Below are 13475 nucleotides of genomic sequence, written 5' to 3'. Positions count from 1 at the left end.
GCACTACTGCAACCTTACCAATAGTTTAGCGCGTTTCAAGAGCGGCGTCAACCTGCATTAATAAATTACAAAACCGGATAAATGCCCTGTATAGACGGGCCTTTATACAGGCGCATGCACATGCACATGCCGCCGCCGTGGATGGTTTCGCACCTATGCCGCAAAAATGCATCGGTCCCGGTGGTTAATCCAAGAGGCTTGCAAGCGCCCGGCCCCTTCCCCCTTTCGGGCAAGGGAATTCACGGTCAGGAAAAGGCGCACCGTTACGCCCGATAAGCGCGGGAATCCGCCTCACTCGCAATTCGACAGGAATTCCTCTATGCCCTTTTCCACCCCGGGAAGGTTCGCCCAGCATTCCTCGTCCGGCGTGCATTCGAGCATGTAGGCCCAATGCGTTATCTGCGCCGAAGAGCTCCCCGACGCCATCTGCATGAGGAAGGTCCACTCGCCGTCCTTAAACGCCATCTTGCCCGTGCCTGTGGTGAGCGTTACAGTGTCTTCGGACGAAGCCTGTAGCGGGTTAAAAGAAATAAAGACATTGCCGTCAGGTGTGACCGATCCTATCAGATACTGACATGCCGGGGGAGTTATGCCGAACTGCGCCACGACGGTGCCGAAGAAATAGCCGTCGGCGTAGCTCTCTATATGCCATACAGTTTGGTCGCTCACAGGGGAATAATTGGCCGGGTCCGACGTGTTCCACATTACGGCGGGCAGGTTCACCGGAGGGACGTACCAGTACGTGCCCCCGTCTTCTCCGAGCCAGCTCCATCTCGCCGGGGTAAGGCCGGGGAACTGCTCGATGTCGCCGAGATCAACCTCGTTCTCGTTCCTCATACATTTGTCGGGCCTTAGCTTCAGGTCGCCCGTTCTCTTGTTGGCGCAGATCACCTCTGCCCGAGAGTAATCCGCATCGAACACTGTTACAGCCGTTAATAAAACGATTAAAGCAAATACGAATCTTCCAGCTCTCACGTCTAATTTCCTCCTGATTTTATGCTGACCGGAACATCCCCCGCACCTCAAATTATAGTGCATTTAATTATTTAGTGTTATCGCACGCCGGTTCCGTTTGTCTCCCGTCCGTAACCTCGGGGATCAATCTGGAAGCATGGCTGCACGAAATTTCTTTCCGGGGGCTTACGCCCTCCCTTCACAGATAGAAGCAAAGCGAGATTATCCGTAAAATTAGCCCTGGCGTATAAACACTGTATGGATGCGGCTCACATCATCCGGGCGTTATCTTCTTCAAGGGTAATTGCATATACATGCAATGAGCGCGCAGGTACATGATACCGTTCGTAACTATCTACAATAATTTCGATACATTAGAAGATATAAAGTACCTTTGCCAAGAGGGGGAACGATAATAGCCCACCCCCCAGGTTAGAGTGGCTATACACATAAAGACGGGATTTTGCCCGGCAGTTCAAACATGGAAATACATGATATAGATTATCAGTCTCATTATCAATAATCCCTGGCCTTTTATAAACAATTAGGTAGGATTTCCCGGGAAAAGAGATAAGAATCGGGCAAATATCACACATACGGAACCCGGTCAAATCCATTATAATCTAGTAAGAGAGGTATACTCATGACACAGCTCAGGAACCGTTTCAGGACCTTTTTAGGCCTGGCCGCTATTCTCGTTCTCGGGGGATGCGCGGCAACCAAAACCACGACATCTTCTCCCGAGTCCGTTCAGGCGCCGGCCGTCTCTTCGCCGGCCCCTCACCGGTACACGTTCGGCTGGTCTTTTGCCGACGAAGAATCCACGAAGCCGAGGGGCGGCATAACGACAGGCGCCCCCGTGACGCTCCGGACGTCGCCGGGCCCGGGATGGCTCGCGATCCGGGAGCCGGGAATCGATAAGCTCGAAAAGGACAGAAGGGCGATACTCGCCATGCAGGGAATCTACAGGGTGACATTCGATTTTGTAGAGACCGTGCCTCTCAGGGCGGGATACACACCCGCGAGACCATATCAATCCTGGGCGACGGAGTTCGTCGAAGTGATCGAGGACAGCGGCGATTTTATCAGCCTCCAGCACGTGCTCGTCATGTACGTCGTGGACGAGAACGGTAACGTTCAGGGCCCCATGGTTTCCAAACACTGGCGGCAGGACTGGAAGTACGAAGACACCGAGCTTCTCGAATACCAGGGCAACAACACATGGAAGACCGTGACCGTCCCGGCCTCCGAAGCGAAGGGCAAGTGGTCCCAGGCCGTATACCAGGTGGACGACATGCCGAGGTACGAAGGAATCGGGGAGTGGACCTACGACGGGAACTACTACGAGTGGACGAGCAACCCCACGTGGAGGCCGCTCCCGAGAAGGGAATTTACGGCGAGAGACGACTACAACGTCCTCTCCGGAGTCAACCGCGTCACGATAAACCCCGGAGGATGGGTGCACGAGCAGGATAATATCAAGGTGGTAGTCGATGCATCGGGGAAGTCGCTGGCCAGGGACCCTTATGTAGCGAAAGAGACCGGCCTTAACCGCTACGAGCTGATAGAGGGGTTCGACTACCAGGCGGGCCTGGATTACTGGAAGCGCACCGCGCCGTTCTGGGCCGACGTGAGGGAGGTGTGGGCCGAAGAGATCGCCGAAAATCAGCCCCTCAGGCTCAGGAACAAATACGAAGATAAGAAGGTATACGAGTACCTGTTCGAGTACGCGGACAACATAACCTCGGAAACGGCCTACAACAGCGCCGAGGGCAAGAAGTACGCAAAATCCGTCATAGAGAATTTCGTGATTTCCACCGGCCGGCCGGCGGAAACAAGCGTTTATTAACGAGTCCCCGGGTGCGGGCTTCGGCCAGCGCCCGGGAGATGTCTCCATTGACACGGGCCGCCTCTACTGGGCACTATATCTAAGAGGTCGATTGGAGAAATTGTTCGAAGGCATCGGTGGTCTCTTTAACAAAACCAAGAAAACAAATCCGAAGTTCGAGGACGCGGTCTTTATAGAAGGGCCGCATTCACGGCTTAGCGAGCTCTTTTTCCTGCTCAGGGTTATGCGGGAGTTCATTCGGGGATTCAGGATCCTTCATTTCGCCGGCCCCGCGGTGACGGTATTCGGCTCCGCGAGGACGAAGGAAGGGCACCCCGCCTACGAGGTTGCACGCGAGATCGGCGGCGAGCTCGCCGGGATGGGATTCTCCGTCATGACGGGCGGAGGGGGAGGCATAATGGAGGCCGCCAACAGGGGCGCCAAGGAAGCCGGCGGCACCTCTATTGGATGCAACATCCTCCTTCCAATGGAGCAGCACCCGAATCCCTACCTCGACATAATGATAAATTTCAAATACTTCTTCGTGAGAAAGCTCATGCTCCTTAAATATTCCTACGCCTTCGTAGTCCTGCCGGGTGGCGCGGGCACGATGGACGAGCTCTTCGAGACGCTTACCCTCATACAGACGAAGAAGATATACAACTTCCCCATAATCCTCCTCGGGAAGGATTACTTCAAGCCTCTCATGGATTTTCTCGACCTCATGATCATAGAAAGAACCATCGACGAGGACGACCTGGGGTACCTCATAGTTACGGATTCAGTGGACGAAGCGATCGGTTACATACGTACGCATATAGTCGACAAGTACGGAATCAAGCTGAAGAAGGTTCCCAAGCCCTCGAAGATACTCCTCGAAAAAAAGGTCTGAGGGCACTCGTCCGAGAGCCGCCCTGCCCTTTGCGACCGCCGCCTCCCCTAATTTGCAGTTACAACTCCCGGAATCATTCGGCATACTATTATGTTGTGAGTACCAAAGCCGCCGGCCTGTAATTGAGGGCGAGGGATTGGAGAAACGAAAATGCAAAAGAATTCCTATATCGGATTATTCCTCTTGGCCATACTTCTCGCGGTCGGAATTTCCGTGCCGTCTTATTCCGCTCCGGACGGAAGCGGGCAGCCCAAGGCGGCTGATACCAACGCCGGAGAGGTTAGCGTGAAGAATCCAGCCACAGGCGAATACCAAAAGCCCTCGGACGAAGAGCTGAAGAAAACACTGACCCCTCTACAATATAAAGTGACCCAGAAGGAAGGGACCGAAAGGCCGTTTTCGAACGAGTACTGGGACAACAAGAAGGAAGGCATATACGTCGATATAGTGTCCGGCGAGCCGCTCTTCAGCTCGCGCGAAAAGTTCGATTCCGGGACAGGCTGGCCGAGCTTCTGGAAGCCCCTCGAAGGGGCGAATGTGGTGGAGGTCGAGGACGACAGCCTCTTCATGACGCGGACGGAGGTCAGGAGCAGGAACGGGGACTCACACCTCGGCCACGTCTTTAACGACGGCCCCGACCCGACGGGGCTAAGGTACTGCATAAACTCGGCGTCGCTCAGGTTCATTCCAAAAGAAGACCTGGAGAAGGAAGGCTACGGGCAGTATAAGGTTCTCTTCGAAGGGGAGACGTACTCCAACGCCGGCGGCCATCCTTAACCCGGCCCTATTATCTCCACCCCGATTTTAAGGTAAAGTGTGATATCGAACGTGCGCCTGACGGTTAAGCCCGGCGTGCGCACCGCGATCGGAAACCCGGAGAGCCCACTTGCCGTTTAGATTCGGAAGAGGAATATGCTGCGTTGAGGAATCGGCCGAAGCGCTCGAATGGCTCGTCACCAACGGCAGTGGCGGATACGCTTCGGGGACGGTCGCCGGCATTCTGACGAGAAGATACCACGGACTTCTTGTCGCCGCACTCGATCCTCCCGTCGGGAGGTACCTCCTCGTCGCCAAGCTCGACGAGATAGCCGAATACGGAGGCGCGTCCGTCGCGCTCTCTTCCAACAGGTGGGCGGACGGCGCGGTGGACCCCAGGGGCTACATCCACATAGAAAGCTTTTATCTCGACGGCGGAATCCCCGTATGGAACTACGCTATCGCCGACGCCATACTCGAAAAGCGCGTCTGGATGGAGCAGGGAGCGGACACGACTTACATACGATATAAGCTCCTCCGGGCATCTAAGCCTCTCGTCCTCGGCATTAAGGTATTCGTCAATTACAGGGACTACCACGGCTCGACGAGCGCCGGTGGCTGGAAGATGGACGTCGGCCCCGTCGAGGGCGGAATATCCGTCAAGGCGTACGAGGGGGCGGCCCCCTATTACGTCCTCGCCGACAAAGCCGACGTCGAAATATATAACCAGTGGTACTATGGATTCGGTCTTTCTCTGGAAAAGTACAGGGGGCTCGGCTCGTCGGAAGACCACCTCCTCGCCGCGGAGATGAGCCGCACACTGACAGAGGGCGAATCACTCACGGTCGTCGCCTCGACCGCCGCCCCGGAGGAAATCGACGGGGCCGGGAGCCTGGCCGGACGAAAGGCGTACGAGGAAACCATACTTCAAAAATTCAGGCGGAAGGCGTCTATCGGCCCCGGCGCGGACTCCGCTCTAGTAGAGCGCCTGGCGCTTTCGGCGGACCAGTTCATAGTGGCGAGGCCCGGCCGGGCAGAAAAACCCGGGAGCACGGTCATAGCCGGGTACCACTGGTTCGGCGACTGGGGAAGGGACACGATGGTTAGCCTGCCGGGCCTCACGCTCACGACCGGCCGGCCCGAGGTAGCGAGGGACATCCTCGAGACGTTCGCCGGCTTCATAAGCGAGGGCATGCTCCCCAACCGCTTCCCCGACGCCGGACAGGCGCCGGAATACAACACCGTGGACGCGGCGCTGTGGTACTTCGAGGCGGTGCGCGCCTACTTCGGCGACACCCGCGACGAGGAATTCATCACCGCGATATTCCCCGCCCTCGAAGGGATAATCGACTCCTATACCAGGGGCACTCGTTACGGCATAAAGGCCGACCCGAACGACGGCCTCCTTTACGCGGGGGAGGAGGGCGTACAGCTCACGTGGATGGACGCCAGGGTCGGCGGCAGGGTCATAACACCCCGCATGGGAAAGCCGGTGGAGGTAAACGCCCTCTGGTACAGCGCGCTTCGCTCGATGTCGGAATTCGCCCATATTATCGGGAAGCCGACCGCGAAGTTCGACTCGGCCGCGGACCTCGCCCTCACGGGCTTCGAGCGTTTCTGGAACGAAGACAGGGGCTACTGCTTCGACGTCGTGGACGGCCCGCAGGGGAACGACCCGGCGCTCAGGCCCAACCAGATATTTGCGGTATCTCTTTCGGCAAGCCCGCTCGACGCCGAACGGCGGAAGAAAGTCGTCGATGCGTGCGCGGAGAAGCTCCTCACGTCCCACGGCCTCCGGAGCCTTTCACCCGAAAGCCCCGGCTACAAGGGCGTTTACGGCGGCGACCAGTCGAGCCGTGACGGAGCGTATCACCAGGGCACCGTATGGGGCTGGCTCATAGGCCCGTTTGCGCTCGCGCATATGAAGGTGTACGGGGACGCCGGTAAAGCGAAAGGGTTTCTCCGGCCGATGCTCGATCATATGAGGGCCGCGGGCGTCGGGACAATGAGCGAGATATTCGACGGCGACCCACCGATGAAGCCGAGGGGCTGCATAGCACAGGCCTGGACCGTCGGAGAGATATTGAGAGCCCTGGCCGAAATAGATAAATCGTCGCGCGGCAAAAACAGATAAAACCTTCGCCTCCCGGAAAAGCTCATCGCAACCCCCGCCTCGTTTTTGTTTCGCAAACGCCTTGAAATCCGTATATGCGCGTATACAATTCCCCGGTGACTTACCGATGCCGCGGCCAAAGCGCGCAGGGCAGTTGCCATAAGCGCCCGGATGGCCCCACACCCTCCCCGGAGCCCGACGCCCGGTCACGACGATTTATTTCCCTGAAGTCCGGATCGATCCAGAGGTAAGCGTATGGGAAATCTTTCAGCCGACAATATCACAGCCATGTTCCTGGCGCTCGGAATATTGCTCGGCACTGCGCGCCTATTGGGCGAGCTCGCACAAAGGCTCCACCAGCCGTCCGTACTCGGCGAGCTCCTGGCCGGCGTCCTTCTCGGCCCCACGGTGCTCGGAACCCTTGCCCCCGACCTCTTCGCATACATCTTTCCGCCGGCCGGGCCGAACGCGATAGCCCTCGGCGCTATTACACTCCTCTCAGTGGTTCTCTTCCTCCTCGTTGCCGGTCTCGAGGTCGATCTCTCGATCATCGGCAGGCAGGGAAGGATCGCCCCATGGGTCAGCGTATCGGGAATCGTGCTCCCGTTTATAATAGGCTTTATCGCGGCCTGGATCGCGCCGGAGATGCTCGGCCGCCACGAAGGCGCCAGTCCGCTCATTTTCGCGCTCTTCCTCGCGACGGCGCTCGCCATCTCGGCGCTTCCGGTGATAGCGAAGACGCTCATGGACCTCGATCTTTACCGGACCGACTTCGGGATGATAATCGTAAGCGCGGCTGTTTTCGACGACCTCACGGGGTGGATCATATTCGCCATAATCCTTGGACTCATGGGCACGTCGGCAGGCCACTCGAACCATATACTCACGACGATACTCCTGACGCTCGCTTTCGCGGGATTCATGCTGACCGCCGGCAGATGGCTGATACACAGGTCCCTCCCGTTCCTCCAGGCCTACAGCAAAAGGCCCGGAGGGGTCCTCGGCTTCGCCCTGACGCTCGCCCTTCTGGGGGCCGCCTTTACCGAATGGATAGGGATTCACGCGATCTTCGGCGCGTTCCTCGTCGGCGTCGCCGTCGGTGCATCGCCACACTTAAGAGAGCATACGAGGTCGGTGCTGGACAAGTTCGTATCGTCCATTTTCGCGCCGCTCTTCTTCGGAAGCATAGGCCTCAGGGTTAATTTCATAGAGCATTTCGATCTGCCCCTCGTCGTGACTATCATACTCATAGCCTGTCTCTGCAAGCTTGTCGGCGGGACGCTCGGGGCCCGGCTCGGCGGTCTGCCGGGAAGGGACTCTCTGGCCGTGGGATTCGCAATGAACGCCAGGGGAGCCATGGAAATAGTGCTCGGTATTCTCGCGCTTCAGGCGGGGATCATAAACGACAGGCTCTTCGTCGCGCTCATTATAATGGCCATAGTAACGTCCATGATAAGCGGGCCGATGATACGAGTCCTGCTGCAGCTCGGGAAGAAGAAAAGGCTCATCGACGCCTTGTCCTCGAAGACGTTCGTAAGGGATCTCAAGTCCTTTTCACGGGAGGGCGCTATAACGGAGCTTTCGGAGGCCGCCGCCGACGCGGCCGGCCTCGACCGGAATACGGCATGCAGGGCCGTGTGGGAAAGGGAGTCCGCCCTTCCGACCGGTATAGGCAAGGGCGTCGCCCTCCCCCACGCACGCCTCGCCGGAATAACGAAGCCGGTGGTCGCGATAGGCATATCCGAGGGAGGCGTGGATTTCGACGCCCCGGACGGCGAGCCGTCGCACGTCATATTCCTCATACTCACGAGCGAGGACGATCCGGGCACACAGCTCAAGCTTTCCTCGGAGATTGCGCACCTCTTCAGGGAGCACGACCTCACAGCCCCCATACTGAGGACCAGAACATTCACGGAGTTCCTGGCGCTACTTAAAAACACTCTCTCGGAGAGTGGGGCCGTCCCCTGAAACAGGGGCGGCGCACCGGCGTTCGGCAAGGCCGCTCCCATTGACATTATCTCCAAATTGTATTTTGATTTAACCGAGCTTCCCAAATCGCCTATGGAGCCCCTATGAAAAAAGCCCTGATAACCGGCATTACGGGACAGGACGGTTCGTACCTGACCGAGTTCCTGCTGTCGAAAGGCTATGAGGTCCACGGACTCATCAGAAGATCGAGCAGCTTCAATACCGGGCGAATCGACCACATCTACATCGACCCCCACGAGGAGAATGCGAAGCTCTACCTTCACTACGCCGACCTCGGCGATTCGAGCCGCCTGACGAGCCTCGTCTACGACATAAAGCCCGACGAGATATACAACCTCGCGGCGCAGAGCCACGTAAAGGTGAGCTTCGACATGCCCGAATACAGTACGAACGTAACGGGACTCGGCAACGTCAGGCTCCTCGAATCCATACGCGGCAGCGGCATCGAGTGCCGCTTCTACCAGGCGTCGAGCAGCGAAATGTTCGGCTCCTCTCCGCCGCCCCAGAACGAAGACACGGCATTCATCCCGAGGAGCCCCTACGCTGCCGCCAAGCTCATGGCTCATTTTACGACGGTGAATTACAGGGACGGTTACGGCATCTTCGCCGTAGCCGGAATACTCTTTAACCACGAGTCCCCGAGACGAGGCGAGACGTTCGTCACGAGGAAAATAACCAAGGCTGTATCGAGCATACTCTCCGGCAGGCAGGACTACCTTTACCTCGGCAGCCTCGATCCCGAGAGGGACTGGGGATACACCCCGGAGTACGTGGAAATGATGTGGCTCATGCTGCAGCACGAGGAGCCGCTCGACCTCGTGATCGGCACCGGCGAGGCGCATTCCGTAAAAGAGTTCGTCCGGGAAGCCTTTTCCTACGCCGGGCTCGACTGGAAGGAATACGTCAGGATCGACCCGGGCTACTACAGGCCGACGGAGGCGGATAATCTAAGGGCCGACCCCCGGAGGGCCGAGGACGCATTCGGATGGAGACCGCGCGTCAGGTTCGGCGAGCTCGTGAGGATAATGGTGGACGCCGACTTGCGGGCTTCGGGACTCACGCCCATAGGCGAGGGGGACGATATCCTGAAAGAAAAATTTCCTGAAAGATGGTGGAAAAGAGATTAACCTCTTGGAGAGAGGGTTTGAAATGGCTTCCACGCGGAAGGCACGGACATGGCCATAGACCTGAGTCAAAAACGCATACTGCTTACCGGCGGGAGCGGGTTTCTGGGCACGTACGTCCTCGAAGAGCTCCTGTCGAGGGGCGTTCCCGACGGGAGCATCTTCACCCCCGGGAGGAGGGAGCTCGACCTCAGGAAGTGGGAGAGCTGCGTAAAGGCAGTGAGGCACGCCGACATCGTGATTCACCTCGCAGCAAAGGTGGGCGGAATAGGTTTTAATTTAAAGTACCCGGGGGAGCTTTTTTACGACAACGCCGTAATGGGCATACAGCTCATGGAAGCGGCGAGGCAGGCGGGAGCCGAAAAATTCGTCTGCGTCGGGACTGTATGCTCCTACCCGCGCGAGACGCCGGTGCCCTTCGGGGAAGACGACCTCTGGAACGGATACCCCGAGGAGACGAACGCCCCTTACGGAATAGCGAAGAAGGCCCTCCTCGTCCAGGCTCAGTCTTACAGGAAGCAGTACGGCTTTAACGCCGTATACCTCATGCCCGTAAACCTCTACGGCCCCGGCGATCATTTCAGCGCCGAAGACGCCCACGTGATTCCGGCCCTCATTCTCAAGTTCTTCGACGCAAAGTTAAAAGGACTACCCGAGGTGACGGCGTGGGGAACGGGAAGCGCATCGAGGGAATTTCTTTTCGTGAGGGACGCGGCGCGGGGGATTGTAGACGCCGCCGAGAGATACGACAAGGGCGAGCCTGTAAACCTCGGCTCGGGGAACGAGATAGGAATCAGGGAGCTCGCCGGCATGATAAAGGAGATGACAGGGTACGAAGGCAGGATCGTCTGGGACACGTCGCGCCCCGACGGGCAGCCGGAAAGAAGGCTCGACGTTTCGAGGGCCAAAACCGAATTCGGCTTTAAGGCCACGACGACCTTCGAAGAGGGCCTGGCCGCCACGGTAACGTGGTACAGGGAGACAATGCTCGGATGACGCCCCGGCCCGTGACGGACGCGGCCGGATCGGTACAGTGCACGGCTCGCCGCCACGACGGCATGTGATGAAATACAAAATTATCATACTTTTCTATAACTCCATGTGGGGTCAGCCGCTCGAATACCCCGGGCGGGACATTCCCGAGCCGTTTATCCTCACGGACGACCGGAGCCTCTACGACAAGGCATCCGCGGTCGTATTCCACGTCCCTTCGCTCGGGCTCGACTTCGTCGTCGGGAGGGGCCCTATCAAAAGAGAGGGACAGGTATGGATCGCCTGGTCGATGGAATCCGCCGCCCACCATCCCATTTTGTCGAGCGAGCTCGTCATGCGCCGCTTCGACCTCATGATGACCTACAGCCGGGAATCGGACATCTGGTGCCCGTATATCCTCCGCTCGCATAGAGAAGAGCTGCGAAACGAGCCTCTCCAGAAAACGGACGACCGCCTCGTGAACGCGTTCATATCCAGCGGATACGACACCAACGGGCGGACGGAATATCTCGGGGAAATGATGAAGCACATCGAGGTGCATTCGTATGGAAAGCTTTTCAGGAACGCTCCGCAGCCGGGCGGCGCGGGACGGCGTTTCAAGCTCGACACGATGGCGCGGTACAAATTCACCGTCGCTTTCGAAAACACCTCCGAGGCGGATTACGTAACGGAAAAATTCTACGACCCTCTCATCGCGGGCTCCGTGCCGGTTTATCTCGGCGCTCCCAACATCGAGGAATTTTCCCCGGGAGAAAAATGTTTTATAAATGTCCGGGACTTCGAGGGACCGGAATCGCTGTCACGTTTTCTACTCGATCTATCGGGCGACCCCGTGCGCTATTCGGAATACTTCGAATGGAAGAAGAAACCGTTTTGTTCCGGATTCGAAAGGCTGCTTCAGGCTCAAAACGAGCACCAGTTCGTCAGGCTGTGCAGGAAAGTCGGCGATATACTGAAGGCGCGCGCCGGGAGCGCGGCTTACGCGCCCGTCATCGAGTCATAAACCGCGGACTCACTCGTCCGGCCCGGAATCCCGGCCCCCGGGGGCGGCCGCATCGATCCGCATAAGGACCTTATCTATCCTCCGCCCGTCCATGTCGATGACCTCGAAATGCACGTTCTCGTAATCGAAGCCCTCCCCCGCCTGCGGTATGCGCCCGAGGTTCTGAAGGACGAATCCCGCCACCGTATTGACCTCTTCCTCGGGTTCGATGCCCGTCATCCTCTCGATTATATCCATCGGGAGCATGCCGTCCACGAGCCACGAGCCATCTTCCCTCTGAACTATTCCCGGCTCGAAATCCTCGCCGAGCTCGGGGAAGTCGCCGGCGATCGACTCGAGGACGTCCGTGATTGTCACGAGACCCTCCGTCGCCCCGTATTCGTTGACGACGACGGCCATGTGGACCTTCTCCTTCTTGAACATGTTGAGCAGCCTGAGGACGGGCGTGCTCTCGGGAACGAAGAGCACGGGAGTCATCAAGTCGGCGAGATTCTTCGCGCTCCCCCGGAGCGCCTCGGGAAGAAGGTCCTTCGTGTGGACTGTGCCGACCGGATGATCGACGCTCCCGTCGCATACGAGGAGGCGCGAAAAATGGTTCGATTCGATGATTTCGAGCATAGTGTCCCTGTCCGCCCTGCTGTCTATCCATACGATGAGGGAGCGCGGCGTCATGATAACCCTTACGGGCCTGTCGGCGAGCCTGAGAACGCCCTCGATCATTTCCTGCACCTGCGGGACGAAGACGCCCGCCTGCGTCCCCTCGGCTATGAGAGATTTCACCTCGTCTTCGGTGACTGTCGATTCGCGGCGACCCGATAATCCGAACATCCTCAGGACGCTCTCGGTCGAAACGTGAAGGAGCCATACGGCCGGCGCGGCGATAACGGAGAGCCACTTCATCGGCCCGGCGACGAGAGACGCGATACGCTCGGGCCGGGAGAGAGCGATGCGCTTCGGAACGAGCTCGCCCAGAATCAGCGAGAGATAGGTGATCGCCACTACGGTGACACTGATACCTATGGCGTAGCCGTGGGGGGAAAACACGCGGAACGTGTCGAGCCACGAGCCCAGCCTCTGCCCGAGCGTCGCGCCGCTGAATGCGCCGGCGATTATGCCGACGAGCGTGATGCCTATCTGTACCGTTGACAGAAAGCGGCTCGGGTCTTCGGCCAGGCGCACCGCCGCGGCCGCACCCCTGCTGCCGTCGCTCGCCATCTGTTTCAGGAGGCTCTTCCGCGACGAGACTATGGCGAGCTCGGACATCGCGAGGAGACCGTTCACGAGCGTAAGCAGAACGACGGCCAGTATTTCTACATAGACCATGGCCTATCCTTCCGGCGACAATACAATGATATTACGGGAGAAGCAGGAAGCGCGCTTCCATGCGGATTAAAGACAGGCGACCACGCACACCATCGATTGTCGCCCTGGTCGTCCTCGTTTGTCTTTTCGGTCATCGTTTTAGAAGCGGGAGAAGTCAGGTCAGCCGACACATCCCGACACTTTACAGAGATTGCTCGTTTACGGCTATTATCGTTTTCCCGTCATCCCCGGATTCGAAGTAAGAAACCCCGCTAATGAATTTTCAAAACTTCTTCGCGGCGCCGGATGACTTCGGTGCCACATCATAGAGCAAGCCCGGTCGCTACATTGCACCGGCCGGCCCAGAGGCCTCGCATATCCCTGATTACGGCAGAGAATAAATATACATTACAGATGTTTACAACAAATATATAATACCACACGGGAGCCCGGGCAGGCAATCATTTTCCCAATAACCGCACGCTGCCTGATAGAACTCCGTTTCCGGGGCAGTGCTCAAA

The 13475-nt window shown here is 58.0% G+C and carries 9 protein-coding genes and 1 pseudogene; 8 read left to right on the top strand and 2 right to left on the bottom strand.

Annotated features, from left to right (window positions below):
* Nucleotides 1–291: 291 nt before the first annotated feature.
* On the bottom strand, nucleotides 292–975 hold the full coding sequence (locus tag PKC29_00560) for a hypothetical protein (GenBank protein ID HML93903.1): 684 nt from the start codon (nucleotides 973–975) through the stop codon (nucleotides 292–294).
* A 622-nt stretch (nucleotides 976–1597) separates the two neighbouring features.
* Between PKC29_00560 and PKC29_00555 the strand changes: the two genes are divergently transcribed.
* The 8 genes and pseudogenes from PKC29_00555 to PKC29_00520 all read left to right on the top strand — a co-directional run bounded on the left by PKC29_00555 (nucleotide 1598) and on the right by PKC29_00520 (nucleotide 11652).
* Nucleotides 1598–2803, top strand: coding sequence for a hypothetical protein (locus PKC29_00555; protein ID HML93902.1), 1206 nt, complete (start codon nucleotides 1598–1600; stop codon nucleotides 2801–2803).
* 91 nt (nucleotides 2804–2894) lie between these two features.
* On the top strand, nucleotides 2895–3674 hold the full coding sequence (locus tag PKC29_00550; protein HML93901.1) for a TIGR00730 family Rossman fold protein: 780 nt from the start codon (nucleotides 2895–2897) through the stop codon (nucleotides 3672–3674).
* A gap of 306 nt (nucleotides 3675–3980) precedes the next feature.
* Nucleotides 3981–4451, top strand: a pseudogene (gene msrB, locus PKC29_00545) (peptide-methionine (R)-S-oxide reductase MsrB).
* Between the two features lie 109 nt (nucleotides 4452–4560).
* The gene (locus PKC29_00540; protein HML93900.1) at nucleotides 4561–6564 is read left to right on the top strand and encodes an amylo-alpha-1,6-glucosidase; all 2004 of its coding nucleotides are present in this window, start codon (nucleotides 4561–4563) and stop codon (nucleotides 6562–6564) included.
* Between the two features lie 234 nt (nucleotides 6565–6798).
* Nucleotides 6799–8511 (top strand): cation:proton antiporter, encoded by a 1713-nt coding sequence (locus PKC29_00535; protein HML93899.1) that lies wholly within the window; start codon nucleotides 6799–6801, stop codon nucleotides 8509–8511.
* Between the two features lie 104 nt (nucleotides 8512–8615).
* Nucleotides 8616–9659, top strand: a complete 1044-nt coding sequence (gene gmd, locus PKC29_00530; protein HML93898.1) for a GDP-mannose 4,6-dehydratase — start codon at nucleotides 8616–8618, stop codon at nucleotides 9657–9659.
* 48 nt (nucleotides 9660–9707) lie between these two features.
* Complete coding sequence (locus tag PKC29_00525; GenBank protein ID HML93897.1) at nucleotides 9708–10652, top strand: GDP-L-fucose synthase; 945 nt, start codon at nucleotides 9708–9710, stop codon at nucleotides 10650–10652.
* 67 nt (nucleotides 10653–10719) lie between these two features.
* A complete protein-coding gene (locus PKC29_00520) occupies nucleotides 10720–11652 on the top strand; it encodes a glycosyltransferase family 10 (protein HML93896.1) in 933 nt (310 codons plus the stop codon).
* A 9-nt stretch (nucleotides 11653–11661) separates the two neighbouring features.
* On the opposite strand, the gene PKC29_00515 is transcribed toward PKC29_00520, so the two are convergent.
* Nucleotides 11662–12975 (bottom strand): hemolysin family protein, encoded by a 1314-nt coding sequence (locus PKC29_00515; protein ID HML93895.1) that lies wholly within the window; start codon nucleotides 12973–12975, stop codon nucleotides 11662–11664.
* Between the last annotated feature and the right edge of the window lie 500 nt (nucleotides 12976–13475).

Source organism: Thermodesulfobacteriota bacterium (assembly GCA_035325995.1).
In the GTDB taxonomy this organism is placed as follows: domain Bacteria; phylum Desulfobacterota_D; class UBA1144; order Nemesobacterales; family UBA2774; genus JADLGH01.
This window is presented reverse-complemented; position numbering and strand designations above follow the sequence as displayed.

Excerpts from the sequence above, each read along its gene's own strand:
- gmd (HML93898.1), top strand. The coding sequence starts at position 8,616 with ATGAAAAAAGCCCTGATAACCGGCATTACGGGACAGGACGGTTCGTAC.
- PKC29_00555 (HML93902.1), top strand. The coding sequence starts at position 1,598 with ATGACACAGCTCAGGAACCGTTTCAGGACCTTTTTAGGCCTGGCCGCT.
- PKC29_00515 (HML93895.1), bottom strand. The coding sequence starts at position 12,975 with ATGGTCTATGTAGAAATACTGGCCGTCGTTCTGCTTACGCTCGTGAAC.
- PKC29_00525 (HML93897.1), top strand. The coding sequence starts at position 9,708 with ATGGCCATAGACCTGAGTCAAAAACGCATACTGCTTACCGGCGGGAGC.
- PKC29_00535 (HML93899.1), top strand. The coding sequence starts at position 6,799 with ATGGGAAATCTTTCAGCCGACAATATCACAGCCATGTTCCTGGCGCTC.
- PKC29_00520 (HML93896.1), top strand. The coding sequence starts at position 10,720 with ATGAAATACAAAATTATCATACTTTTCTATAACTCCATGTGGGGTCAG.